Origin of the sequence: Chishuiella changwenlii (assembly GCF_900142565.1) — a bacterium.
GTDB lineage: Bacteria > Bacteroidota > Bacteroidia > Flavobacteriales > Weeksellaceae > Empedobacter > Empedobacter changwenlii.
This window is the reverse complement of record NZ_FRBH01000004.1, coordinates 58,631-82,752: the sequence shown is the minus strand read 5'-3', so window position 1 is coordinate 82,752 and position 24,122 is coordinate 58,631. Positions and strand designations below refer to the sequence as shown.

The following is a 24,122-nucleotide window of genomic DNA, read 5'->3' as shown; positions in this document are numbered from 1 at the left end:
AATATTCTCCATGAAAGTAATTAAGTTTGATAAAAATGTTTTTGATGATTTTTTAGAAAGTCAATTGAATAATTTTTTAACTAAAAATGAAAATTGTTTAGTAATAGGAATTGAAGAAGGAGGTGTGCCTTTAGCAGAAATTGTGAAAGATTATTTTCTTAAAAAGAATATGAAAGTGGAGCTTATAGGAGTAAAGTGCCAACGACCTTCTACAAAAGCTAAAAAAAATAATCAAGTAATAAAAAACTTACTTCAAAAGATTTTAAAAGCCTCTCCAATATTTTTACTTAATTTCTTACGAAATATTGAACATTCCGTATTAATGAGGAAAGAGGTGAATTCTATTAGAGAAGTTACTTTACCACATAAGATAGATTTAACGAGATATAATAAAATTTTAATTGTAGATGATGCTGTAGATTCTGGTCATTCTTTGAAAAATGTGATTAATACAATAAAAGAAAAAACATCTGTAAATATTTATTCAATGTGTGTTGTGGTAACAAATAAGAATACTTGTATTTGGCCAGATTTTTATTTACATTCGGAAGTATTAATTAGATTTCCTTGGTCGTTAGATGGATAGAAAAGTAGTATTTGATTTTGACGAAACATTAATTAAAGTCAACTCTTTTAAGAGTTGGGTGGTTTTTCTTTGGCTTCATTCTATAAAGAAATTAAATATTAAGTTATTTATAAAAGTTTCTAAGCTCATAATTTCTCGTAAAATTTTAAAAATGGATTCTCATCAAGAGTTTAAAATAAAATTGATGGAATTAAAACTTCATAAGAGCTATGATATTGCTTTTGGAAAAAAATTATCTAAATATATTCATCCAATAGTTTTTAATTACTTGAAAGAATTAGAGGAAAGGAAATATAAAATTGCTATATCGTCTGCTGCTCCAAATCGTTATTTAGAAAGATTTGTTAAGGATTATATTTCAGATAAAGTCCTAGTTATAGGGGCATTTTTAGAAAATGGTAATTTAATAGAGAATTTTGAACAGAATAAAATTACAAATCTCATTCAACAAGGATTTATAAAAGAAAATGAGAAGATAGAACTCTTTTTTACAGATTCTTACCATGATTTAGAGTTAATTAAATTAGCAAAGAAAACGTATTTAATATCTCCAAGTAAAAAAAGTAAAGCTATTATTTTAAAAGATTTATCGGATAGAGTAGAGGTAATAGAATAAAAAAAAGCTGAGTCTTAATGACCAGCTTTTTCTGTATGTCCTTTTTCTTCTTTAGAAGCTTCTGTTGCAACTTTAGTAGAATCTTTTACTTCTTCATGTTTTGTTTCAGCATGTTCTTCTGTGTACTCTTCGTGCTTTGCATGTTCTTCATGTGCAGCATGTGTTTTTTCGTGCATTTCTTCTGCAGTTGCTGGTTCGTGTTCTTGTTTTAAAACACCATGATTTACACCTGCTTTAGAATTACAAGCTGTAGCGAAAGCAGCTACTGCTACTAAAAGAATTAATTTTTTCATGTTGTACAAATATTTATGTAAGGATATATTATTAAGTTTTATTTTACAAAAATAATTAAAAAATTGTTTTTCTAAAACTGATTTATTTCAATACAGCTATTTTCTGAATTCCACCTTTTGTTTTATCTCCAACTTTTACATTAATTTCTGTATTAAGAGGTAAGAAGATATCAACGCGAGAACCAAATTTTATAAAACCATATTCTTTTCCTGCAACAGCAGTATCATTCTCTTTACTGTAACAAACAATTCTACGAGCAACAGCTCCAGCAATTTGTCTAAAAAGAACTTTAGTATGATTTTCATTTTCTACAACAACTGTAGTTCTTTCATTTAATTCTGATGATTTTGGATGAAATGCAACCAAAAATTTTCCTGGATGATATTTAGAATAAACAACTTTTCCATTAATAGGATAACGCGTTACGTGAACGTTTAATGGCGTCATAAATATAGAAAGTTGAATACATTTTTGATTTAAATATTCATTTTCATAAACTTCTTCTAAAACAACCACCTTTCCATCTACTGGAGCTATGATACAATTGTCTGAAGAATCAGATTCGCGAATAGGATTACGGAAAAACCAAACGATAAATCCATATAATATCCATAAAGGTAATGCAAAGTATAATCCATATAAAGGGAAAAAATTATGCAATACACCAGTTAAGATTGCAAATATAATTAAGCAACCTATTAAAATAGCTGTTCCTTCTCTGTGAAGTTTCATAAAGTATAAATGAATAAATAATATAAATAAACAAACGGAATGACAAATATAAAACTATCTAACCGATCTAAAAAACCTCCGTGACCTGGAATTAAGTTTCCACTGTCTTTTACGTTAAAAAATCTTTTTAGTTTAGATTCTGTCAAATCTCCTATTGGTCCTAATAAAGCGACAATGATACTGATAATAATCCAGTTTCCGTGTAATGTTCCTCCATTAAATTTCTGAATTAATATTCCTGCAATAATTGTAAAAACAACCCCTCCAAAGAAACCTTCCCAAGTTTTTGCCCCAGAAATTTTAGGAGCGAATTTATGTTTACCAATTAAATTTCCTGTTAAATAAGCAAAAGAATCACTACACCAAATTAATAAGAAAATAAAAAAGACTTCGAAGTGCATTATTTTCTCACCCAAGTTGTAATCAAAACTTGGTAATGTTAAAGCCAATGCAAATGGAGCAATTATATAAGTTATACCTAATGTAGCTTTTCCAAAATTATTTAATAATTCGTTTGTTGATTTAAAAATTGTATAAATACTAATAACAAATAAAACAGGAATAATGAAATAAGAACTTTTTAAATAGAAAAAGTAATGATTAGATATTTCGAAAGCATTCAAAAATTCTTTACCATAATATCCAAAAACAACTAATGAGGCTAGTAATGTTATTAATTGATAAAGCTTATTTTGAAGATTTGTTAATTTAAAAAATTCATAAAGACAAAAAAGTCCAAAGATTATCATTAAGACAATCAAACCTTTTGGATGTATTGTTGTTCCGAAAAAAACAATAAGAGCGTAAATAAAACCAGATAAAGTTCTAGTTGCTAAATTCTTCATAGCTAATCTTCAACCAACAACAAATAAATATTCTTCGCATTCTGTAGGTTAGGAAATTTGTGCATATTCTTACCTCGAATAGAAGTTATTTTAGATGGAAGGTTTTCTTTTTTTAATATTCTTAATTTTTGCAATGCCGATCCAATATTTTCTACTAATTGCGATGGGCGTGCATAGATAATAAAATTTGACGGAAAATCATTAATATTTCTTCCATAAGTTTGATGAGCAGATAACATTATACTTCCATCAAATGCGATAAGAAACTCACAATTAAGAAAACTTAGTGTATAACGAGAATCTTGAGGGTTTTCTACATAAGGAATATTTACATTATCTAGAATAGTTTGCAAATTTGAGTCTAAACATATTAATTCTGAAACATTTTCGTATTTAACAATTTCTTTTAAATTATGTAAAGTTTCTTCTTTATTATCACAAAACAGGAAATGCCCTCCACCAGCGTTAAAGTTTGTTGCAAAAACTTCATCTATGGATAAATCTTCATCAGAATAATTAGGATGAAAAAGATCTATATTATTTTTTTCTTGTTCATCTTCTGCTGCTCTATTTGTCTTTTTAAATAGGTTTTTTATTGCTTTCCACATGAAAACTCATTGGTTTTTTTATGACATAAATTTAATCAATAGCCTAAAGGTAATAAATTTTAACAATATAAATTGAAAGTAATAAAAAAATCGTCCTTTTGGGACGATTTTCTTTTATTATTTAGTTGATTATTAAATATCATTACCTGATTGTGGTTGAATAACCTGATCTGGATCTGGAACAATAATCTCTTTTCCTTTTTCTTCGATTTGATCTAGTTCATTTACAAAAGGTCTTGGACCAAAAATTTCTTCTAAATCTTCTCTAAAAATAACTTCTTTTTCAATCAATTTCTGAGCAAGAATATCTAATTTATCTCGGTTTTGACCTAAAATAATTTTTGCTCTTTCATATTGATTTTCAATCATTTTCTTAACCTCTTTATCAATAGTTTGAGCTGTTTGCTCAGAATATGGTTTACTAAATCCGTATTCGTTTTGTCCAGAAGAATCGTAATAAGATATATTACCAACTTCTTTGTTTAAACCATATATACTAACCATTGCAGAGGCTTGTTTAGTCACTTTTTCTAAGTCACTTAATGCTCCTGTAGAAATATTGTTAAAAACAACTTCTTCTGCAGCACGTCCTCCCATTGTCATACACATCTCGTCTAACAATTGCTCTGTAGTAGTTATTTGTCTTTCTTCTGGTAAGTACCAAGCAGCACCTAAAGAACGTCCACGAGGAACAATAGTTACTTTTACTAATGGAGCAGCATGTTCAGTTAACCAACCAATTGTTGCGTGACCAGCTTCATGATAAGCAATACGCTTTTTCTCTGAAGGTTTAATAACTTTACTTTTCTTTTCTAAACCACCAATAATACGGTCAACAGCATCTAAGAAATCTTGCTTTTCAACAACATCTTTGTTTTTACGAGCAGCAACTAATGCAGCTTCATTACAAACATTAAAAATATCTGCACCAGAGAAACCTGGAGTTTGTTTAGCTAAAAATTCTACTTCAACATCTTCACCTAATTTTAATGGACGTAAGTGAACTTGGAAAATTTCTTTACGTTCGTTTAATTCTGGTAAATCAACATGTATAATTCTATCAAAACGACCTGGACGCATTAAAGCTTTATCTAATACATCGGCGCGGTTTGTTGCAGCAATTACAATTACATTAGATTCTGTTCCGAAACCATCCATCTCAGTTAATAACTGATTTAAAGTGTTTTCTCTTTCGTCATTAGAACCTGTGAAGTTTGATTTTCCACGTGCACGACCAATTGCATCAACCTCGTCAATAAATATAATAGAAGGAGATTTTTCTTTTGCATTCTTAAATAAATCACGAACACGAGAAGCACCTACACCAACAAACATTTCTACGAAATCTGAACCAGATAAAGAAAAGAAAGGTACTTTTGCTTCACCAGCAACAGCTTTTGCTAATAATGTTTTACCTGTACCTGGAGGTCCTACTAATAACGCTCCTTTAGGGATTCGTCCACCAAGTTTAGTAAATTTTTCTGGGTGTTTTAAGAATTCTACAATTTCTTCAATTTCTTCTTTTGCACCTTCTAATCCTGCAACATCTTTAAAAGTTGTTTTGATGTGATCATCACCTTCAAATAATTTTGCTTTAGATTTTCCAACAGAGAAAATTCCTCCGCCACCACCTGCAGATCCTCCAGCACCCATCCTTCTAAATAAGAAGAAATAGATTAATCCGAAGAAGATTAAAGAAATAAATAAATTAACAAATAAACCTCCAAAACCACTTGGAACTTGTGTATTTAATTTTGCAGTTTTATTTGCACTTTTTTCAACATTATCGTAGAAATCTTTTTCAAAATTTCCTGCATCAGCTACATTAAATGTAAAATTTGGATTTGGACCAACAAATGGATTTAAATTCTCGTTAGATTTTTTAAACTTTTTAAATTCCTCTGTATTTAAAGCTGCATCAGTTAAATAAACGGTAACTCTACCAGATTCTTTTTCTAAATTAGCTTCCTTAACATATCCTTTTTGTACGTATGTTAAAAATGTTGTACGGTCAATATTTTTCGTAGTACCAGACATCCCGCCAATATTATCCGAAAATAATAATACGGCAATCAGTAGTAATCCTATGATGGCATAAATCCATGTCGGATTAAAACCTGATGGTTTTAAGTTATTTTTTTTCAATTTATTTGGTTTCGTTAAATTAATATTCCATTTCGATACGTGTCTCTATGGCATCACCCCAAAGACTTTCTATATCGTAATATTCTCTAAATTCTTTTTGGAAAACATGAACAATAACATTAGTATAGTCCAACAAAATCCACTGATTATTTTGTGTTCCTTCTATATGAAAAGGTCTTTCGGACATTTCTGTTTTTACAGTTCTTTCTATAGAAGCAGCTATACCGCTAACTTGAGTATTTGAATTTCCTGTGCAGATTACAAAGTACTGGCAAAAAGCATTTTCTATTTCTCTTAAATCTAATATAGTGATTTCTTCACCTTTAACGTTTGTAATTCCTTCAACAATGCTATCTAGCAAGTCCTTTGTATATTGAGTATCTATCATCTTCTATTTTGTAATTCGCAAATTTAGTGAATCCTTATTAAAGATTAATTTTTTTTAAAATAACTTTAACCTCTTATAAAAGTAATAAAAAAAAATGAACTTAATAAGTTTTGATTCCTTATCTAATACCAACGAATATTTAATAGATTTATCCAAAAAAGGTGCCAATAGTTGGACTGTCATACATGCAAAAACCCAATTAAAAGGAAAAGGATTTGCTGGTAACGAGTGGAAAGTAACTGCTGGTGAAAATTTAACCTTTAGTTTTTTGTTAAAAACAAGTTATACATTTCAGAATTTAATTTATTTTAATGAATGGATTTCGAATGTTATTTGCTCCTATTTAATGCAATTTAGTTCAAAATCAAATGTAAAATGGCCAAATGATATTATCTTGAACGATAAAAAGGTTTGTGGAATATTGATTGAAAATTACAGATCAAATCAGGAAATGCATTCAATTGTAGGAATTGGATTAAATATTAATCAGACTGATTTTAATCACTTACCAAAAGCAAGTTCTATTCGAAATGTTACTGACAAGGAATATGACATTCAGGAAATTTTGTCAGAATTAATGCAGGAATTTCAAAATCAATATTCGATTTTAGAAGAAAAGAATTTTGATTTAATTCATGAAACGTATCTTAAACATCTTTTTAGAAAAGGTGAGGTTTCTAAATTTAAATTGAACGGAGAAATTACAAAAGGAATAATTAGAGATGTTAATAATGCAGGTAATTTGATGATAGAAATTGATAATAAATTACAAGAATTTAGACATAAAGAAATTGAACTTCTTTTTTAATCGTAGATAAAAAACTATTTTTGTTTTATGGAAGAATTTGTAGTTTTAGTTGATCAAGATGATCAAAAATTAGGATTAATGGAAAAACAACAAGCGCATGTTGCAGGTTTATTGCATCGTGCATTTTCTGTTTTTGTGTTTAATTCTGAAGGAAAGTTGATGATTCAACAACGAGCTGCAGATAAGTATCATTCGCCAACTTTATGGACAAATACTTGTTGTAGTCATCCGCGTGATAATGAATCTTACGAAGAAGCGGCACATAGACGCTTAATAGAAGAGATGGGTTTTGACTGTGATTTAGATTATAAATTTAATTTTACTTATAAAGCACACTTAGATAATAATTTAACAGAACACGAGTTAGATTATGTTTTTATAGGTCTGTTTGATGGCGAGCCAAAATTAAATCCGAAAGAGGTAATGGCTTATCGTTGGATTGATTTAGAAGATTTAAAAAGTGATATAGAAGCTAATCCACAAGATTACACAGCGTGGTTTAAAATAATTTTCGAACATTATGTTTCGTATATTGAAACTAAAATATAACGCAAATGAAAGTAACTGTAAATAGAAAAGCTCACTTTAATGCGGCACATAGATTATTTAACAAAGACTGGAGTGATGAAAAAAACTTCGAAGTTTTTGGTAAATGTTCTTATCCAAATTATCATGGACATAATTACGAGATTATTGTTGCTGTAAAAGGCGATGTAGATCCAACAACTGGTTTTGTGATGAATTTGGATTTATTGAGAAGTATAATAGAAGAAGAGGTTGAAGAATATTTAGATCATAAAAATTTAAATATCGATATTAAAGAATTTCAGTCTGTAAATCCTTCGGCAGAAAATATTGTCATTTTAATTTGGAATAAAATTAGAGCAAAATTAGCCGCAGAATTAGAATTGAAAGTTACTTTGTACGAGACACCACGAAATTTTGTAGAATACACCGGAGAATGAAAATAGGAGATCATATACCAACTTTTTCGTTGGAAGATAATAAAGGAAATTGGTTTAATTCGGATGAGTTTTTATATAAAAAACACTTTGTCTTATTCTTTTATCCGATGGATTTTACACCAACTTGTACAAAAGAAGTTTGTGAATTTAGAGATGTAAATGCAGATTTTAAAGCATTAGACGCTGTTGTAGTTGGTATTAACGGACAATCAACTTCTTCTCATGAAAGATTCTATACGAAACATCAACTTAATTTTCCATTACTTTCGGACAAAGGAGCAAAATTGTCTAAACTATTGGGTATTAAAAAGAAATTTGGCTTGCTAACACCAAGAGAAACATTTGTCTTTAACAAACAAGGAAAATTAATAGAACACATAGTTTCTAATCTTGCTAATATTCATATTGAAAAAGCGATAGAAGCAATAAAAAATGACCAAAAAGATTAATCTTCTTGGTCATTTTTTTTATGTAAATATTTTCGAATAATTATACGGTAGATAAAAAAGATGATAGCTCCAATTATCGATGTAAATAACATGGATTGTATATCACTTTTATCAAATAAATACTTTAATCCAAATAATACAAAAAAGAATAGAACAGAATATAAAATGTTTTGTTTCATGCTGTAAAAATATGTATTATTTAATAGCTTTTATGAGATTTTGTTGATTCTTCTGTTGATTGTTATCTAATATATCTTTTTGTAATTTAGTATTGCTAAGTAATAAAATTTGAAAAACAGTTATTAAAAATGGAAAAATAATTCTAAAAATTACAAATCTAAATTTTTTGAAATTTTCAGAGCCTTCAATTTTACCATTTATAGGAGCATATTTTTCAAATAGTTTCGTGAGAATAATTCCTAGAGAAAACAATAAAACAATATATATAAGAGAAAGATTTTCGAATGTTTTAAAGGTTAGATTTAAAGTTATAAATCCAATAACTAATAAAACAATAAGAATTATTTTATTCTTTGCTTTAGTTTCAATTCCTATTAATAAATTAATGGATAATATTATTAAGATGTTAATTAAAAGCATGTTTTATAAATTAAATATCATTGTATTGTTTATCACTTAATAAATCAATAACTATACTATTCATTTCAAATTCTTTTTTTATTTCTACACAACATTCACGCATTTTTTGTCTTAAACTATTAGCAGTTTTTGGAAGATTGTTTCCTGATTGATTAAAAACATCTTTATTAGGCCATTGAGCATAAGCTATAAATAAGTTATCATTCACTTTATGGAGTTTTGAACCATAACTACCTTCAAATTTGTAAATCAATTCTGTTAGCTCTTTCCAACATTGAATAAATTCGATATCTTTATTATCGAAAATTTTGAACGAATATATGATTGTAAATTTATTTTGATTGTCCATTATTAAGTAATTTTATTTATAGGTTTTTAAAATGTGTTGGTTCAACGTTTCGACAGGCTCAACGAGACAGGTGGCTTTTTATTATTGAATTCCTTGTCATTCTGAGCCTGTCGAAGAATCTTGATTGTTTTTAGATAATTCGGAAAGTTTATCCCATTGATTATTTATAATAGCTTCTTTTTTCTTTCTACTCCATCCTTTTAATTGTTTTTCAAATTGAATAGCTTGATCTACATTAATAAATTCTTTTTTAAACATTAATTCTATTGGTCTTCTTTTAAATGTATAACTATAAGGATCAATACCTTCTTGATGTTCGAAAATTCTTCTTTCAATATTATTTGTTATTCCTACATAGTAAGATTTATCTGAGCATTTTATGATATATACATAATAGTTTTTCATAATAATTCAATTAATTAGGTTTAACGTTTCGACAGGCTCAACGTGACAGTGTTCTTTTTATTATTAAATTCCTTGTCATTTTGAGCCTGTCGAAGAATTTTGCATGTTTTTCAAATTGAATAGCCTTATCTATATTAATAAATGCTTTTGTTTTCTAAAGGACATACAAATTACCTTTCTAACTCTAAAACTCCAATTTTTTCTAATTTCTCAGAAGTCGCTAACTGATTTGGATTTGTACCTGGCTCATCTTGTGGAACATCTTTACCTTTCTTTTTATAGAAATCAATCCAAAAATTATCAATAATTCCAGTTTCTTTATTTTTAAAATTCATCGGAATTAATTCAAATATTTTGTCATCTCGGAAAGCTCGTTCAATAAAGTCAGAACAATACAATTCATCATCATTCAATATATATAACCAATTATATGGTTTTCCTAACATTGTTTTAGCTTTTATAATCGCATTTGGAATACTAGGTTGAAACTCCTTTTTTAACCTGTAAATAACAATTAAATTTTTCTTTTCTGTTTGAGAAGTATAGAAATGATGAATTTCTTCGCGTTGAGATCCTCCCATTGGAGCAGCATGTAAAACAAAAATAGAATCAGCAGTTTTTTCAATTAAACCAACATGATCAAAATTTGTTTCATTTGATATTTTTGTTACTCTGCTTATTGCACCTGAAAGTTCTTCTGTTTGTGCACCAACAAAAATTAAATCTCCGTCTTGTATTTCTTTTAATTGAATTAATTTTTCTGGAATTATAAATTTTTGAAAAACTGTAGAACGATCTTTTATATTGTTAGAACAACTATTCATAATCAACGCAAATAGAATTGAAAAGATAGGAAATAAAATGAATATTTTTTTCATTCGGAATGAATTGTTACATTTAGACTACGAATTAACCAAAAAGATGGATTATAAAAAAATTTTGACCATATCAATTGTTACAATCTTAATTATAATTGGTGTTGCTATTGTTATTGGAAGTAATAAAAATAGAAGAGTTTTTTTTGTTGATGATTTTAATAAATCTATTGAAAGTACAATATCATCAAAACCAGATAAAAAATACAGTTATGAAATTGTAAAACTAAAAGGAGAAGTAAATGATACTATTCTTATTAGACCTTGTGAAGACTGTAAAACTGTAAAACTTACAGGAAAAATCAATCAGAAATTTATGAACTTTTTCGAAGGAGGAAAATCAATTATACGATTTGATCCTTATAAAGCTACAGACGGAGATTTAAAATTAACACACAAAATAAGATAAAATTTTATCTAATCATTTTTCTACAGATTAATTCCTTATTTTTGGAACAATTATAAAATTATCAAAGCAAACAAACAATGAAAATAACTGCATTAAACCAAAAGCACAAAGATTTAGGTGCGAAAATGGTTCCTTTTGCTGGATACGAAATGCCAGTACAATACGCGGGTGTTAACCAAGAACACTTTGCAGTACGTGAAAAAGTAGGAGTTTTTGATGTTTCTCACATGGGACAGTTTTTCTTAAAAGGAGAAAAAGCAACAGATTTATTACAATATTTATTAACAAATGATGTAACAAAAGTTGCCATAGAACAAGCACAATATAATGCAATGCCAAACGAAAAAGGTGGAATTGTAGATGATTTAATTATCTATAAAATTGCTGACAATGAATGGATGGCTGTTGTGAATGCTTCTAATATTGAGAAAGATTGGGAATGGATGAACAAGCACAATTCTTTTGGAGTAGAATTAATAAACAAATCAGACGAAATGTCTTTGTTAGCAATTCAAGGTCCTAAAGCAATAGAAGCGATGCAATCTTTAACAGATATTAATTTAGCAGAAATTCCTTTCTATCATTTCGAGATTGGGACTTTTGCTGGAATTGATAATGTAATTATTTCTGCAACTGGATACACAGGATCTGGTGGTTTTGAAATCTATTTTTCGAATGGAGTAGCAAACGAAATTTGGGATAAAGTAATGGAAGCTGGAAAAGATTTTGAAATTGAGCCTTGTGGTTTAGCTTCTCGTGATACTTTACGTCTAGAGAAAGGTTATTGTTTATATGGAAATGATATTAACGATGATACAACTCCATTAGAAGCTGGTTTAGGTTGGGTAACAAAATTAGATACAGGTTTTATTTCTTCTGATATTTTAAAAGCTCAAAAAGAGGCTGGAGTAGAGAAGAAGTTAGTTGGATTTAAAATGATTGAAAGAGGAATTCCTCGTCATGATTATAAAGTGGTAGATGATTACGAAAATACTTTAGGTATTGTAACATCTGGTACACAATCGCCAATTTTAAAACAAGGAATTGGTTTAGCTTATGTTCATATTGACTTTGCTAAAGTTGGAACAAAGATTAGAATTCAGATTCGTGATAAAAATATTTTAGCAGAAGTTGTTAAAATTCCTTTTGTTTAAACAAGAATTAAAATATATAGCTATATAAAAAAAGCAACTCTATTTAGAGTTGCTTTTTTTATGAGATATGAAAATGAATTATTTTTATTTTTCATCTAAATTATTTGAAAAATCTCTTTTTTTTTGAATTTTTAGTGTCAATCTAATAAAAACGTTAAGAATTATTTAAAAAATACTTAAAAATTTTTGCTTCGGAAAATATAATATTCTATTTTTGATTCATTAAATATTACAGCCTAGTAATATTGCAATTAACACTAATTATGATTTATATAAAGACTTCTGCAAAGAAGTCTTTTATATTTTATAGAAATTGAAAATATAAAATTTAGTTTCTAAATTCTAAATATCATCTGTATACAGATCAATTATTGGACGAGGTTTTCTACGTTTTATCTTCGTTAGCCAATAAGCAAAAATACCTAATACATTACCAAAAATAATTGTGATAATCCATATCAAACGCTCATCAGTTTTTATTAATTGAGGATTTTTTAAGGCATGTACTATAAAATATACAAATGAGATAATACCTGTAAAGAAACTCGTTAAAACCAATAAGATAAAGATGAATAAATTTCCTAGAAATGCAGTAATTAATGATTTTGAACTCCCAACATGTCCTAATTGAGAATCTATTGTGCTAAACATAGAATAAAAAATTCCGAAATAGCTTAACATACCAAGTACAAATAATGTAATTGGTACAATTGCTAAGATAGCTTGTAACTTTGGATTGTTTAAAAGAGAAGTTAAATCTCTATCAATTAGTAGATTTTTTATCATTTGAAAAATAATCTTTTATTTTTTTTGCTTTAGACTTTCCTATAACGTCAGTTAACTCTAACAAAGATGCGTTTTTTATTCGTTCTACTGACTTAAAATTTGTTAATAATTCTTTAATTGTTTGTGGACCAATACCATCTATTTCTTCTAAAACCGAATTATAGGCATTTTTACTTCTACGGTTACGATGTCGAGTAATCCCAAATCTATGAGATTCATCTCGAACATGTTGTAAAACTTTTAATGTTTCAGAATTTTTATCTAAATATAATGGATAAGGATCTTCAGGATAATAAATTTCTTCCAAACGCTTTGCAATTCCAATTACAGATACTTTTCCTCTTAATCCTAATTTATCAATAGATTTTAGTGCAGAGCTTAACTGTCCTTTTCCACCATCAATTAATATTAATTGTGGCAAAGATTCTCCTTCTGCTAAAACACGAGTATACCTTCTTTCTATAACCTCTTCCATTGTCGCAAAATCATTTGGACCTTCGACAGTTTTTACATTAAAAATTCGATAATCTTTTTTACTTGGTTTTCCATTTTTAAAAACTACACAAGCAGAAACTGGATTTGTACCTTGAATATTAGAGTTATCAAAACCTTCTATATGTCTTGGTTCTTCTGGTAAACGTAAATCAATCTTCATCTGATTCATGATACGATTTGTATGACGATCAGGATCAACAATTTTTGTTTGTTTAAGTTGTTCTAAACGGTATATTTTAGTGTTTTTTATAGATAAATCTACAATCTGCTTTTTATCTCCAATTTTAGGAACAACAATTTTTCTGAACGGAATCTCTAAACTTAATTCAAATGGAACATAAATTTCTTTAGAAGTTAAATTAAATCGTTCCGAAAAATCAATAATCGCACGTTCTAATAAATCCTCATCTGTTTCATCTAATTTCTTTTTCCATTCTTCTGTATAAGACTGTATAATTGCACCATGATAAATCTTCATGAAATTAACATATGCATATTCTTCGTCCGACGTAATAGAGAAAACATCAACATTTGTAATCGTTGGTGAAACAATTGTAGAACGAGCCTGATAATTTTGTAAAGCCTCAATCTTTTCCTTAACCATTTGTGCCTTTTCAAATTTTAAATCTGAGGCATATGTTGTCATTTGGTCAACTAGATATTGCTTTGCTTCGTTAAATTCTCCTTTTATGATACTGCGAATTGCAGCAATTTGTTTGTTATATTCTTCTTCGGTTTGATAACCTTCACAAGGACCTTGACAGTTCCCAATATGATATTCTAAACAAACTTTATATTTATTATTCTCTATATTTTTTTCATTTAAATCGTAAGAACACGTTCTAATTTGGTACAATTCCTTAATTAATCCCAATAAAACTTTCATTGTTTTTACATTGGAATAAGGACCAAAATATTCAGAACCATCTTTTATAATATTTCGAGTATAAAAAATACGAGGAAAATGCTCTTTTTTAATACAAATCCAAGGATAAGTTTTATCGTCTTTTAGAAGAATATTGTAACGAGGCTGATGCTCTTTTATTAAATTGTTTTCCAATAATAAGGCATCGTATTCAGAGTTTACGTTAATGGTTTCAATATTATCTATATTGCTTACCAAAACTCGCAAACGTTTAGAATCGTGCTGTTTATTGAAATATGAATTTACTCGACGTTTCAAGTTTTTTGCTTTACCAATGTATAACAAATCTCCTTTTTTGTTATAATACTGATAAACACCTGGTGTTTCGGGTAAACTAGCTAATTTTAATTTAATATTATCATCCATCAATTAATCTCTACAACATTTATTTTTTGCTTTTGATCGTCAATATAAATTAACATTTTTGATTGAATATGATAGCCTAATTTTTCGAAAAATTCGGCATATCTATTTACCTGAAAATGTTGCTCTAAATCTGGTTGTCCAGTTTTATAATCAATAATAGAACAATTATTATCTGAATCGATTACAACACGATCGGCTCTAAAAATCTGACCATGCTCATCTATAAAATCACGTTCATTTAAAACCGTTAATCCATCAGCAAAATATGGAACTAATTTAGGGTCTTGTAATAGATTTTGCAAAGTTTTTTGCAAATGATCGGTATTCTCATAAGAAAGTGTTCCCCGTTGTTTTTCACTTTCAATGATTTTGGGTAAATTATCTGCTGTAATAATTTGTTGTAAAATATTGTGAACAGTATTCCCAAATTCGGTAAATTTTAGTTTTTCTTGTGCTTTCTCAGAATTGGTATTAATTACCAAACGCGTATTCCAGTCAGAAGAATAAATTTTAAGTTCTGCAGATGCATTTTCTTTTATTTTTGGTTGAGAAACTCTGTTCTGTGAACCTTTTAAAATAACTTCATCATCAGAAAAACCTTGTTGCCAAACAAACTCTTGTAAATAATTAGCAATAGAACTAGAAGTTGATTTCTCTTTTGGTTTTAAAGCCATCATGTACAATTGTTCTTTAGCGCGAGTTGTGGCTACATAAAGTGTATTAATTTCATCTAATTGTACAAGACTTTCTTCCTCGTTAATTTTGGTTTTAATTTCTTCGTTTTTAATTGATTTCAATTCACTATTAATTCCAACATAAAATGTCTCGAATGGATTTTCTTCATTTTTTTGTAATGGAATCCAGATTTTAGAATTTTTCTTTTGCCAATCTAAAAATGGTAAAATAACAACAGGAAATTCTAATCCTTTCGATTTATGAATGGTCATAATCTGAATAGCATCAACTCCTTTTGGTGTTTTTATACTTGCTTTATCTTTTTTAGTTTCCCAGAATTCTAGAAACGAATTTAAATCAGATTCGTTTTTAGATGAATATTCTAAAATAACATCTAAGAAATTTAAAATATAAGCAGGAGAACGATCTTGTAAATTAAGCGAACGAATAGTTTTCTCAGTAAAATCATACAACGATAAATTCTGATCTAGAATAAAACTTAATTCAATTCCGATAGATTTTGCAAGCTCTATAAATTTAGTTAAACCACCTTTTAAAGCATTTTCTACTGTAATAGTTAAATCATCTGTTGTAAAAAGATTCAATTCATAAGCAACCATTAAGAAACGAATTTTTGCTTGTTCGTCCATTGGATTAGACGTTATTTTGAATAGATATTCTATTAACTGAATTTCGAACGAATTCTTTAGTAATAATGCTTCGTTAGAAATAACGACTAAATTATTTTCTGTTAAATGTTTCGCTAACAAAATACCTTGTGCATTACTACGAACTAGAATAGCAATATCGCTTAAAGCAAATCCGTTTTCTAAACATTCATGTATCGTTTTAAGAACCAACTCTAGGTTTTGTTCTTTGTATAAATCTTTAGATCGACCTTCTTGCTCAATAAAATTAATTTTTACAAAACCATCTTTTTGGTGATTGGTCAATTGTTTATTTCCAATTTCATATAAATACTGAAAACTTGGTAAATTAAGCTGAGGTGCTATAAATGAATATAATTCGTTATTGAATTGAATAATTTTTTCGTGACTACGCCAATTTTTTTCAAGTTCTTCAACCTTTATATTTTCTTCTCCTTTTCTATCAATCAAATCAATCATTTGCGCAGGATTTCCTCCACGCCAACGATATATAGATTGTTTTGCATCACCAACCAACATAATCGTATCCGATTGTGCGCGTGCATTTTCTACCAAAGGATCTAAATTATTCCATTGTAGCGTAGAAGTATCTTGAAACTCATCAATAAAATAATGATTGTAACGAGAACCAATTCTCTCGTAAATAAAATTAGCAGGTTGCTCTTGTAAATTTTTACTAATAATGGTATTAAACTCATTAATTAATAAAACATTCGATTCTTTTTTTATAGCATCTAATGATTTCTCAACTTCGTTAATTAAAGAAATAGATGAAATATTTTTTTGGATTGATGATAATAAAAGTAAATGATCGTTAATGCTAGCTGCTTTATCAAATAAATCTTTTAATTGAGGAAAAATGGTTTCTGCAGTTGCATCTTTTACTTTTGATAAGTAGCCACCATCTAACATATCTTTAGAATTAGCATCTGTTGGTAAAATTAAACCTGACCCATCATAATTTTTTAATTTAATAAAAAATGCAGCTATTCCACGAGATTTTCCTGGTAATTCGTTGACAGAAATACCATTATTTGAAAGCAAATCATGAAATTCATTTCCGATTAATATTAAACCCTCTTTTAAAATTTTTACATCACGATAAATGACATTACGATAGCGAACAAACTCATCTAAAGAAATATTTTTTAGTTTTTCTAAATCTTGTAAATGACGATCGTTAGAAATATCATTTGTATCGGCAGATAAAGACTTTCTGATATCCCATGATTTGTTATCGTCCATGTTATCTAGCGCAATTTTTATCATGGTTTGCGTTAGTTTTTCATCTTCACCAATTTTAGAATACAATAAATCTACAGATTCAGATATAATCTCGTTGGTGTTCATTTCTACATCAAAATTCATGGATAAACCTAAATCTTGAGCAAAAGATTTCATTAAACGTAAATTGAATTTATCGATTGTTGAAATAGAGAATTTAGAATAATTATGTAGAATGGCAATTAAAATATGATGCGCCTTCGTTTTTATAATTTCAGGTTTCATGTTTAGCTCTGTAGCTAATTCCATTATATAACGATCTTCTTTCGGATTTGTACTTTTAGCAATTTCTTCTAAAGTTTCGATAATTCGTTCTTTCATTTCACCAGCCGCTTTGTTGGTAAACGTTATAGCTAAAATATGCTCAAAATGATAATCGCTTTCATGTGTTAACAACAACGAAAGAAATTCTTTTACCAATGTGTACGTTTTACCTGCACCGGCAGATGCATTGTAAATCTTGAAATCGCCTGCTTGTAACAAATCAATAATTTTTAGGAAAGTTAAACAATCTTCTTAAAAGTAGAAAATGTATAAACCAAAACCTAGGGCAATAAAAAACTCTCTTCGTTTATTGAAGAGAGTTTTTTATATTTATTTTGATAGTTTTCTATTATTTGAAAGAGTAACCTAAACCAATAGAGAAAACAGAGTTTTTAATTTTTCCACCAACATCAGAAATATTAGCTAATCCAAAATTATATCTTGCTCCAAAATTAATTCCATTTCTTAATTCATAACCTAAACCTAAATTTAGTCCGAAATCAACTGATTTAAATAATTCGTCTATATCTCCTGTATCATTAACCTTTTGACCATCTACGTTTGCTTTAGCATGTCCTTTAGCACTAACTAGAAAACCAACTTGTGGACCAGCTTCTATGTTTAAACCTTCTGTTGCATAATATTTAAACATTAATGGAATATTAACATAATCTAAGTTAAATTTTAAATCAGATGTTACAGGACCATACTCAGGTACAACAGCTTGAATTGAATTAAATTTTGTTCCTTGAGCTGAATATAAAACCTCAGGTTGGAAAGCGAATTTATCATCGATTTTGATTGTCGCATATCCACCAGCGTAAAATCCAATTTTAGATTTATTATTTTGAAGATCTCCCGTAAGATTAGAAACGTTCATACCTCCTTTTACACCGAATTTTGTCTGTGCATTTGTGTTAATAGCTAATACTAATAACGGTAACAATAATAAAATTTTTTTCATATAATATTAATTTGAGCCGCAAACATAGATAAAACTATTTTATTAGCCTAATATGTATTATTGAAAAAAAAGTTATTTTTTGTCTTTTTGCTCTTTTTTCAGTTTCTCTAAAGATTTAATTTGTTTTTTGGTATTAAGTTCTTTTTGTTTAAGATCTTTTATTTGTTCATCGATAGATTTATTATCATTAGAAGTATAAGTGTAGGTATAAGTATTAGATGTTCCAACATTTTTACCATTTACAACGACATTATCATTACCAGATTTATTAGAGATGTAAATTTTGTTAATCTTAGTATTATTCACTTTATGTTCTACACCTTTATCATCAATATAAATTGAAAATCCATCTTTTACAATAACATTTTTAGGGTCAATTGATATATTAAAATTCTTCTTAAGATTATCTTTTTCATTTTTTAGAAATGAAATATCACCTTTCTTTAAAGCTGTCAATTTTTTATCGTCAAGATTATAATTATACGTAATAGAATCATTCATTGTAATAATCATTTTCTTGTCATTTTTAATCACATTTATAGCTTTGATATCTTTTACATTTAAGTCCTCTAAACTTTTTTTAACATCACTAGTAATCACATCATTTATTTTGAGATCTTTTATAATGATAGGTTTATTGCTATTTTGTGAAAATGTTGAAACAGACTTGTATATGGTATCATTGTTATTTTTTACAATAATTACTTGGTTGTTTTTTTTGTTAACATCAATCGATTTTATATCACTTGCTTTTGAAGAATCACTGTTTGCAATTGTATTAAAACTTCCGCTTTTTTTAATTGTATCTTTTATAGCTAAATTATTTTTAGAACCAAAAATATCATCTGCTTGGGATTTTACTGTTTTGTCTAATGTCTCTTCTACTTTTTGTGCATTCTTTTCTACTTCTTGCGCAAAAGATTTTTGACTAAACAATACAAAAGCACTTAAAATAAATGGGAGAGAAGCGAACGATAAAAATTTTATTTTTCGCTGAGATGTATTTTTTGTCATCATAATTAATCGTTTTTTAGTTAAAATAAAATTGAAATTACTTGCCATTATAGATGGAGATTGTGTTGCAATACAATCTAAAATTTGATGTTGATAGGTTTTTATATCAGTTTCTTTTTGCAAAACATATTCATCAGCTAAAAACTCGTGATTAAGCTTAATGGATTTTTTGTAGAAGTAAACAAATGGGTTAAACCAAAAGATAATCTGAAAAATTTCAATAAATAAAATATCAAAGCTATGTTTTTGTATACAATGTGCTTTTTCGTGATCTATCAGATTTTGATGCAATTGATTAAGCTGTTTTTCTGGAATAAAAATATACTTCCAAAAACTGTAAGGTTGCTCAGATTCTAAATCAAGAACGTAGGTGATTTCCTTATCTTTAATTTTTTCATCTGTGTTTATTTTAAATAAAAGCTCAAATAAGTTATAAATAAATTTTACAAGAAGAATTACACAAATAATTCCAACTATAAAACCTAAAATAGAACCTAAACTAATACCTTCTTCTTGCTGAAATAATTCAGGATTTTGCATAATGAAAGCTAATAATTCCGGAGAAATATTGGTTTCACTTGTAGAAATAGGTAAATCTATTTTATACAAAGGTGCTGTAAGAGAAAATAATAAAGCAAAAATTAAATAAAATCTATTGATTTTATACATGCTTTCTCGCTCCAATAAAAGCTTATAAAATGAATATAAAAAACCAGAGCAGAGAATAAATTTTATTAGATAAGCAATCATAAACTATTTCTTTTTTCGATCTATTTCATTGTCAATTAAATCACGTAAATTTTCTAATTCTTCTACAGACATGTTGTTTGATTTTGCAAAGAATGATGCAAATTGAGTTGCCGAATTATTAAAGAAATTAGAAATTATACCTTTCACTTCTTTAGAGAAATAATCTTCTTTTTTAACCAATGCATAATATCTGCGAGAATTTCCCATTTGTTCAAAATCAATGTACCCTTTATCGTACATACGCTTAAGTAAAGTAGAAATTGTTGTATTGGCTGGTTTCGGATCATCATAAGAATCGATAATATCTTTTGCGTAAACATTTTTTCCGCTCCAAATAACTTCCATTACTTCTTCTTCTCTTCTTGATAATTTTACTTTCATATCTACGTTTGTAATTTTATTACTACAAATATAGAACTAAAATTAAATGAATTATTTTTTTATAAATTATTTAACACATGTAAAATAGTTAATACTTAAATGAAATAGACTTGTAATTTTGAATTAAATATTTCAAATTAGCTAAACAATAAGTAGAATATTATACAATGAAATTATTTGATGCACATTTCCATATCATAGATGATAGATTTCCTTTAGTAGAAAACAACGGTTATTTACCTCCAGTTTTTGATACTAAATCTTACACAAAAAGTGTAGAAAATTATGGACTAATTGGCGGAGCAATCGTATCGGGATCTTTTCAGAAATTTGATCAAACTTATCTTATAGATGCTTTAGAAACATTGGGAGATGACTTTGTTGGAGTCGCAAATATTTCCAAAGATATGGATGTAGATTTATTAAATAAGCTGAATGATGTTGGCGTTGTAGCTGTCCGCTTTAATGTGAAACGCGGAGGTTCTGAAAAAATTGAAGAATTAGAAAAATTATCTAATCAACTTTTTGAACAATTTGGATGGCATACAGAATTGTATATAGACAGTAAAGATTTAAAGGATTTAGATAACGTTTTAAAATTAATTCCAACATTTTCTATCGATCATTTAGGTCTTTCAGCTGAAGGCTTAAAAGATTTATATTATTATGTAGAAAAAGGAATAAAAGTAAAAGCAACAGGATTTGGACGAATTGATTTCGACCCAATTCCAGTTATGAAAACCATTCATAGTATTAATCCAGAAGCATTATTATTTGGTACAGATTTACCATCTACAAGAGCAAATGTACCTTTTTCTGTGAAAGATATAGAGCTTGTTCAACAACATTTTTCTGAAAAAGACCAAGAGGCAATATTCTATAAAAATGCCTTAAAATGGTATGGAAGAGAGAAGTAATGTTACAGTTAAAAACTCAGAATAATACCACATTTTCCAATCAAAAATATTTCAATAAAAAGACCAGCTTTGTTGGTCTTTTTGTTTTTAAAATATATAAAGTGTAAAAGTTAATTTATTTATATTTTATACAATTGGCTCAAAGCTTGCATGATAATCGATTATAATTAACTAATTATTACTAACTATAAAAAAATATTATTATGGCTAAATTAACAAGAAATGATTACAAACTAAACTATGTAGATTATGGAGATAAACATGCTCAACCAGTAATTTTAATACATGGTTGGCCATTAAGTTTACAATCTTGGGAATATCAAATTCCAAAAATAGTAGAAGCAGGTTTTAGATGTATTGCTTATGATAGAAAAGGTTTTGGGAAATCTTGTGCAACATGGGAAAAATACGATTACAATGCTTTAGCAGAGGATTTACATGCTTTAATTGATGAATTACAATTAAATAATGTTATTCTAGTTGGATTTTCGATGGGTGGAGGAGAAGTTGTTCGTTACATATCGAATTATGGAAACCAAAATATTTCGAAAATAGCCTTAATTAGTTCGATTATTCCATTAGTTAAAAAAACGGATGATAATGAGCATGGCGTACCACAAGAAGATTTAGATGGAATTGTTCATCAACTTGAAACAAATAGATTAGAGTTTTTAGAAGATTTCCACAAAGGATTCTATAGTTATAGTACGCTTAAGAAAACAGTTAGTAAACAGCAATTAGAGTTTGATTTTTCTGTTGCCTCACATGCTTCACCGATTGCAACTTTAAAAGCCGCTCTTTCTTGGATGGACGCAGATTTTAGAACGGAATGTAGAATGATAGAAGTACCAACTTTAATTATTCATGGTAAGGACGATCAAACAGTTCCAATCGAAACAGCAGGAGACCAGGCAGCAAAGTTAATTTCTAATGCGAAATATATTATTTATGATGATGCACCACATGGACTAAATATTACGCACAAAGATCAATTGAACATGGATTTACTTGAGTTCCTTTTAGATGTAAAAAGCTAAAGAAATTAGAACATGAAAAGTTTAAACAAAAAAATAATTTCAGGTTTAGCAATAGCAGGTATTGGAGGACTTTATTATGCTTGGCTAAGTAATCGAAAATTGCAAATACCATCTTATGTAGATGTGGTAAGTAATTTTGATACACAACAGTACATGGGAAAGTGGTATGAAATTGCTCGATTAGATTTTAAATATGAAAAGAATTTAAGCGATGTTTCTGCAACTTATTTTTTAAATAAAAATGGAACAATAGAAGTTTATAACAGAGGATTTGATCTGATAGAGGAGAAGTGGACAGAAGTTAAAGGGAAAGCGACTTTTAATGGAGAAGAAGGAATGGGCGCATTAAAAGTTTCTTTTTTTGGACCTTTTTACTCTGGTTACAATGTTGTAATGATGGAACCTGATTACGAAACCGCTTTAGTTTTTGGTGAAAGCCACGATTATATGTGGATTTTATCGAGAGAGAACACAATCTCCGAAGAAGTAAAACAAAAATATCTTCTTTATGCACAAGAAAAAGGATATGATGTAAATAAACTAACTTGGACAAAACAAGATTAATTTATAATCTGAATAAGTAAAGGTTGGCAATTGCCAACCTTTACTTATTCAGATTTTTTAATGTATAATTTATCTTAAAAAGAAAACAACTGCAAGGACAATTGTATGTAAGCTTTATTATCTACAGGGTTCCACATTGCCCAAAATCCTAACGGAATAGTAAAATTACCAATAGCATATTTTTTAGAGATAATAAGACTTACTTCGTTTATTCCATTATTACTAGAAAAGAAATTAGCTTTTTCGTTATAAGAATTTATGGCATCTGCATAACCAACACGTCCTCTTACTTCTAAATCGTCTTTTCTTATTAATGGATATTCTAAACTTGTAAAATAAGAATATTTATTGCCCGAATTTTCTATATTTCGGTCACGACCAAACATCACAAAATTCCAACTTACTTGTAATGGAAATTTTTCACTTATTGTATAATATGTTCTGAAATCCCAAAAACGTCCAGTAGTTGCTGCCGAATAATTAAAATATTCTTTATTGTTATAAGTCGCATCAGGAGAAAAATTGTAGATATCCCATAACTCAATTTTAATTCGATCATTTTTAGTTTTGTATCCTATGTAGTGATCAAACTCTTTATAAGAACCAGAAGTATTTCCTCCAACCCAAAAACCACCATAAAAGTTTTCACCTTCAAGTTGTAAATGACCAGTATAAACTAATCCAGACGTTACTTCCATTCCTCTCCATAAATGATTGTTACTTAAATTAAATTTCGAATGAAACTCTTGTCCGTTAACAAAATGAAAAATCATTAAAAAGAAAGATATAAGACATAATTTATCA

At 28.1% G+C, this 24,122-nt stretch carries 27 protein-coding genes; 11 read left to right on the top strand and 16 right to left on the bottom strand.

What is annotated here, in order from left to right; genetic code table 11:
- Positions 1-10 precede the first annotated feature (10 nt).
- Positions 11-586, top strand: a complete 576-nt coding sequence (locus tag BUA86_RS05180; protein ID WP_072930517.1) for a phosphoribosyltransferase family protein — start codon at positions 11-13, stop codon at positions 584-586.
- Entirely contained in the window at positions 579-1,202 is a 624-nt protein-coding gene (locus BUA86_RS05175; RefSeq protein WP_072930515.1) for an HAD family hydrolase, read from the top strand. The genes BUA86_RS05180 and BUA86_RS05175 overlap by 8 nt, the downstream gene beginning before the upstream one ends.
- Positions 1,203-1,216: 14 nt before the next feature.
- On the opposite strand, the gene BUA86_RS05170 is transcribed toward BUA86_RS05175, so the two are convergent.
- The 6 genes from BUA86_RS05170 to rsfS form a co-directional block, all read right to left on the bottom strand.
- Positions 1,217-1,495 carry a hypothetical protein gene (locus BUA86_RS05170; protein WP_072930513.1) on the bottom strand — a complete coding sequence of 93 codons (279 nt, stop codon included), beginning with the start codon at positions 1,493-1,495 and terminating at the stop codon, positions 1,217-1,219.
- A gap of 82 nt (positions 1,496-1,577) precedes the next feature.
- Positions 1,578-2,228, bottom strand: coding sequence for a phosphatidylserine decarboxylase family protein (locus BUA86_RS05165; protein WP_072930511.1), 651 nt, complete (start codon positions 2,226-2,228; stop codon positions 1,578-1,580).
- Complete coding sequence (locus BUA86_RS05160) at positions 2,225-3,073, bottom strand: phosphatidate cytidylyltransferase (protein WP_072930509.1); 849 nt, start codon at positions 3,071-3,073, stop codon at positions 2,225-2,227. Before BUA86_RS05160 ends, BUA86_RS05165 begins: the two co-directional genes overlap by 4 nt.
- 2 nt (positions 3,074-3,075) lie before the next feature.
- Positions 3,076-3,681 carry a hypothetical protein gene (locus BUA86_RS05155; protein WP_072930507.1) on the bottom strand — a complete coding sequence of 202 codons (606 nt, stop codon included), beginning with the start codon at positions 3,679-3,681 and terminating at the stop codon, positions 3,076-3,078.
- A gap of 132 nt (positions 3,682-3,813) precedes the next feature.
- The gene (gene ftsH, locus BUA86_RS05150) at positions 3,814-5,826 is read right to left on the bottom strand and encodes an ATP-dependent zinc metalloprotease FtsH (RefSeq protein ID WP_072930505.1); all 2,013 of its coding nucleotides are present in this window, start codon (positions 5,824-5,826) and stop codon (positions 3,814-3,816) included.
- 19 nt (positions 5,827-5,845) lie between these two features.
- Positions 5,846-6,214 carry a ribosome silencing factor gene (gene rsfS / locus BUA86_RS05145; protein ID WP_072930503.1) on the bottom strand — a complete coding sequence of 123 codons (369 nt, stop codon included), beginning with the start codon at positions 6,212-6,214 and terminating at the stop codon, positions 5,846-5,848.
- A gap of 94 nt (positions 6,215-6,308) precedes the next feature.
- Between rsfS and BUA86_RS05140 the strand changes: the two genes are divergently transcribed.
- The 4 genes from BUA86_RS05140 to BUA86_RS05125 are packed head-to-tail and all read left to right on the top strand — an operon-like array spanning position 6,309 to position 8,436.
- The gene (locus BUA86_RS05140) at positions 6,309-7,022 is read left to right on the top strand and encodes a biotin--[acetyl-CoA-carboxylase] ligase (protein ID WP_072930501.1); all 714 of its coding nucleotides are present in this window, start codon (positions 6,309-6,311) and stop codon (positions 7,020-7,022) included.
- Positions 7,023-7,049: 27 nt separating this feature from the next.
- Positions 7,050-7,571: an isopentenyl-diphosphate Delta-isomerase gene (gene idi / locus BUA86_RS05135; RefSeq protein WP_072930499.1), complete on the top strand. Its 522-nt coding sequence runs from the start codon at positions 7,050-7,052 to the stop codon at positions 7,569-7,571.
- Positions 7,572-7,576: 5 nt separating this feature from the next.
- On the top strand, positions 7,577-7,987 hold the full coding sequence (locus tag BUA86_RS05130; RefSeq protein ID WP_072930497.1) for a 6-pyruvoyl trahydropterin synthase family protein: 411 nt from the start codon (positions 7,577-7,579) through the stop codon (positions 7,985-7,987).
- Entirely contained in the window at positions 7,984-8,436 is a 453-nt protein-coding gene (locus BUA86_RS05125) for a peroxiredoxin (protein WP_072930495.1), read from the top strand. Before BUA86_RS05130 ends, BUA86_RS05125 begins: the two co-directional genes overlap by 4 nt.
- 610 nt (positions 8,437-9,046) lie before the next feature.
- Here BUA86_RS05125 and BUA86_RS05110 read toward each other — a convergent pair.
- From BUA86_RS05110 to BUA86_RS05100, 3 genes are all read right to left on the bottom strand, one after another.
- Positions 9,047-9,385, bottom strand: a complete 339-nt coding sequence (locus BUA86_RS05110) for a hypothetical protein (protein ID WP_072930490.1) — start codon at positions 9,383-9,385, stop codon at positions 9,047-9,049.
- 96 nt (positions 9,386-9,481) lie between these two features.
- Positions 9,482-9,790 carry a GIY-YIG nuclease family protein gene (locus BUA86_RS05105; protein ID WP_072930489.1) on the bottom strand — a complete coding sequence of 103 codons (309 nt, stop codon included), beginning with the start codon at positions 9,788-9,790 and terminating at the stop codon, positions 9,482-9,484.
- A 170-nt stretch (positions 9,791-9,960) separates the two neighbouring features.
- Positions 9,961-10,668 (bottom strand): YiiX/YebB-like N1pC/P60 family cysteine hydrolase, encoded by a 708-nt coding sequence (locus BUA86_RS05100; RefSeq protein ID WP_083580307.1) that lies wholly within the window; start codon positions 10,666-10,668, stop codon positions 9,961-9,963.
- Positions 10,669-10,711: 43 nt separating this feature from the next.
- Here BUA86_RS05100 and BUA86_RS05095 point away from each other — a divergent pair, with 43 nt between their 5' ends.
- Both BUA86_RS05095 and gcvT read left to right on the top strand, forming a co-directional pair.
- Positions 10,712-11,074 carry a hypothetical protein gene (locus tag BUA86_RS05095; protein WP_143147245.1) on the top strand — a complete coding sequence of 121 codons (363 nt, stop codon included), beginning with the start codon at positions 10,712-10,714 and terminating at the stop codon, positions 11,072-11,074.
- 77 nt (positions 11,075-11,151) lie between these two features.
- Positions 11,152-12,228 carry a glycine cleavage system aminomethyltransferase GcvT gene (gene gcvT / locus BUA86_RS05090; protein ID WP_072930483.1) on the top strand — a complete coding sequence of 359 codons (1,077 nt, stop codon included), beginning with the start codon at positions 11,152-11,154 and terminating at the stop codon, positions 12,226-12,228.
- Positions 12,229-12,570: 342 nt separating this feature from the next.
- On the opposite strand, the gene BUA86_RS05085 is transcribed toward gcvT, so the two are convergent.
- The 6 genes from BUA86_RS05085 to BUA86_RS05060 form a co-directional block, all read right to left on the bottom strand.
- Positions 12,571-13,014: an MFS transporter gene (locus BUA86_RS05085; protein ID WP_072930481.1), complete on the bottom strand. Its 444-nt coding sequence runs from the start codon at positions 13,012-13,014 to the stop codon at positions 12,571-12,573.
- A complete protein-coding gene (uvrC, locus tag BUA86_RS05080; RefSeq protein ID WP_072930479.1) occupies positions 12,992-14,800 on the bottom strand; it encodes an excinuclease ABC subunit UvrC in 1,809 nt (602 codons plus the stop codon). Before uvrC ends, BUA86_RS05085 begins: the two co-directional genes overlap by 23 nt.
- Entirely contained in the window at positions 14,800-17,910 is a 3,111-nt protein-coding gene (locus BUA86_RS05075; RefSeq protein ID WP_072930477.1) for a UvrD-helicase domain-containing protein, read from the bottom strand. The genes uvrC and BUA86_RS05075 overlap by 1 nt, the downstream gene beginning before the upstream one ends.
- Before the next feature lie 130 nt (positions 17,911-18,040).
- On the bottom strand, positions 18,041-18,655 hold the full coding sequence (locus BUA86_RS05070) for a porin family protein (protein ID WP_072930475.1): 615 nt from the start codon (positions 18,653-18,655) through the stop codon (positions 18,041-18,043).
- Positions 18,656-18,727: 72 nt separating this feature from the next.
- Entirely contained in the window at positions 18,728-20,338 is a 1,611-nt protein-coding gene (locus BUA86_RS05065; RefSeq protein WP_072930473.1) for a M56 family metallopeptidase, read from the bottom strand.
- Between the two features lie 84 nt (positions 20,339-20,422).
- Positions 20,423-20,800 carry a BlaI/MecI/CopY family transcriptional regulator gene (locus BUA86_RS05060; RefSeq protein ID WP_083580304.1) on the bottom strand — a complete coding sequence of 126 codons (378 nt, stop codon included), beginning with the start codon at positions 20,798-20,800 and terminating at the stop codon, positions 20,423-20,425.
- Positions 20,801-20,967: 167 nt separating this feature from the next.
- Between BUA86_RS05060 and BUA86_RS05055 the strand changes: the two genes are divergently transcribed.
- The 3 genes from BUA86_RS05055 (at position 20,968) to BUA86_RS05045 (ending at position 23,318) form a co-directional block, all read left to right on the top strand.
- A complete protein-coding gene (locus tag BUA86_RS05055) occupies positions 20,968-21,717 on the top strand; it encodes an amidohydrolase family protein (protein ID WP_072930469.1) in 750 nt (249 codons plus the stop codon).
- Between the two features lie 203 nt (positions 21,718-21,920).
- Entirely contained in the window at positions 21,921-22,754 is an 834-nt protein-coding gene (locus BUA86_RS05050; RefSeq protein WP_072930467.1) for an alpha/beta fold hydrolase, read from the top strand.
- Positions 22,755-22,766: 12 nt separating this feature from the next.
- Entirely contained in the window at positions 22,767-23,318 is a 552-nt protein-coding gene (locus BUA86_RS05045) for a lipocalin family protein (RefSeq protein WP_072930465.1), read from the top strand.
- 74 nt (positions 23,319-23,392) lie between these two features.
- Here the strand turns inward: BUA86_RS05045 and BUA86_RS05040 are convergent, their stop codons facing one another.
- Positions 23,393-24,091, bottom strand: coding sequence for a hypothetical protein (locus tag BUA86_RS05040; RefSeq protein WP_072930463.1), 699 nt, complete (start codon positions 24,089-24,091; stop codon positions 23,393-23,395).
- Between the last annotated feature and the right edge of the window lie 31 nt (positions 24,092-24,122).

What these genes read in the sequence shown, in the direction of transcription:
- BUA86_RS05110 (WP_072930490.1), bottom strand. Translation starts at nt 9,385, where the DNA reads ATGGACAATCAAAATAAATTTACAATCATATATTCGTTCAAAATTTTC.
- BUA86_RS05180 (WP_072930517.1), top strand. Translation starts at nt 11, where the DNA reads ATGAAAGTAATTAAGTTTGATAAAAATGTTTTTGATGATTTTTTAGAA.
- BUA86_RS05100 (WP_083580307.1), bottom strand. Translation starts at nt 10,668, where the DNA reads ATGAAAAAAATATTCATTTTATTTCCTATCTTTTCAATTCTATTTGCG.
- uvrC (WP_072930479.1), bottom strand. Translation starts at nt 14,800, where the DNA reads ATGGATGATAATATTAAATTAAAATTAGCTAGTTTACCCGAAACACCA.
- gcvT (WP_072930483.1), top strand. Translation starts at nt 11,152, where the DNA reads ATGAAAATAACTGCATTAAACCAAAAGCACAAAGATTTAGGTGCGAAA.
- BUA86_RS05065 (WP_072930473.1), bottom strand. Translation starts at nt 20,338, where the DNA reads ATGTATAAAATCAATAGATTTTATTTAATTTTTGCTTTATTATTTTCT.
- BUA86_RS05045 (WP_072930465.1), top strand. Translation starts at nt 22,767, where the DNA reads ATGAAAAGTTTAAACAAAAAAATAATTTCAGGTTTAGCAATAGCAGGT.
- BUA86_RS05130 (WP_072930497.1), top strand. Translation starts at nt 7,577, where the DNA reads ATGAAAGTAACTGTAAATAGAAAAGCTCACTTTAATGCGGCACATAGA.
- BUA86_RS05040 (WP_072930463.1), bottom strand. Translation starts at nt 24,091, where the DNA reads ATGATTTTTCATTTTGTTAACGGACAAGAGTTTCATTCGAAATTTAAT.
- BUA86_RS05170 (WP_072930513.1), bottom strand. Translation starts at nt 1,495, where the DNA reads ATGAAAAAATTAATTCTTTTAGTAGCAGTAGCTGCTTTCGCTACAGCT.
- BUA86_RS05175 (WP_072930515.1), top strand. Translation starts at nt 579, where the DNA reads ATGGATAGAAAAGTAGTATTTGATTTTGACGAAACATTAATTAAAGTC.
- BUA86_RS05155 (WP_072930507.1), bottom strand. Translation starts at nt 3,681, where the DNA reads ATGTGGAAAGCAATAAAAAACCTATTTAAAAAGACAAATAGAGCAGCA.
- BUA86_RS05070 (WP_072930475.1), bottom strand. Translation starts at nt 18,655, where the DNA reads ATGAAAAAAATTTTATTATTGTTACCGTTATTAGTATTAGCTATTAAC.
- rsfS (WP_072930503.1), bottom strand. Translation starts at nt 6,214, where the DNA reads ATGATAGATACTCAATATACAAAGGACTTGCTAGATAGCATTGTTGAA.
- BUA86_RS05085 (WP_072930481.1), bottom strand. Translation starts at nt 13,014, where the DNA reads ATGATAAAAAATCTACTAATTGATAGAGATTTAACTTCTCTTTTAAAC.
- BUA86_RS05140 (WP_072930501.1), top strand. Translation starts at nt 6,309, where the DNA reads ATGAACTTAATAAGTTTTGATTCCTTATCTAATACCAACGAATATTTA.
- BUA86_RS05125 (WP_072930495.1), top strand. Translation starts at nt 7,984, where the DNA reads ATGAAAATAGGAGATCATATACCAACTTTTTCGTTGGAAGATAATAAA.
- idi (WP_072930499.1), top strand. Translation starts at nt 7,050, where the DNA reads ATGGAAGAATTTGTAGTTTTAGTTGATCAAGATGATCAAAAATTAGGA.
- BUA86_RS05050 (WP_072930467.1), top strand. Translation starts at nt 21,921, where the DNA reads ATGGCTAAATTAACAAGAAATGATTACAAACTAAACTATGTAGATTAT.
- BUA86_RS05055 (WP_072930469.1), top strand. Translation starts at nt 20,968, where the DNA reads ATGAAATTATTTGATGCACATTTCCATATCATAGATGATAGATTTCCT.
- BUA86_RS05060 (WP_083580304.1), bottom strand. Translation starts at nt 20,800, where the DNA reads ATGAAAGTAAAATTATCAAGAAGAGAAGAAGAAGTAATGGAAGTTATT.
- BUA86_RS05105 (WP_072930489.1), bottom strand. Translation starts at nt 9,790, where the DNA reads ATGAAAAACTATTATGTATATATCATAAAATGCTCAGATAAATCTTAC.
- BUA86_RS05160 (WP_072930509.1), bottom strand. Translation starts at nt 3,073, where the DNA reads ATGAAGAATTTAGCAACTAGAACTTTATCTGGTTTTATTTACGCTCTT.
- BUA86_RS05095 (WP_143147245.1), top strand. Translation starts at nt 10,712, where the DNA reads ATGGATTATAAAAAAATTTTGACCATATCAATTGTTACAATCTTAATT.
- BUA86_RS05165 (WP_072930511.1), bottom strand. Translation starts at nt 2,228, where the DNA reads ATGAAACTTCACAGAGAAGGAACAGCTATTTTAATAGGTTGCTTAATT.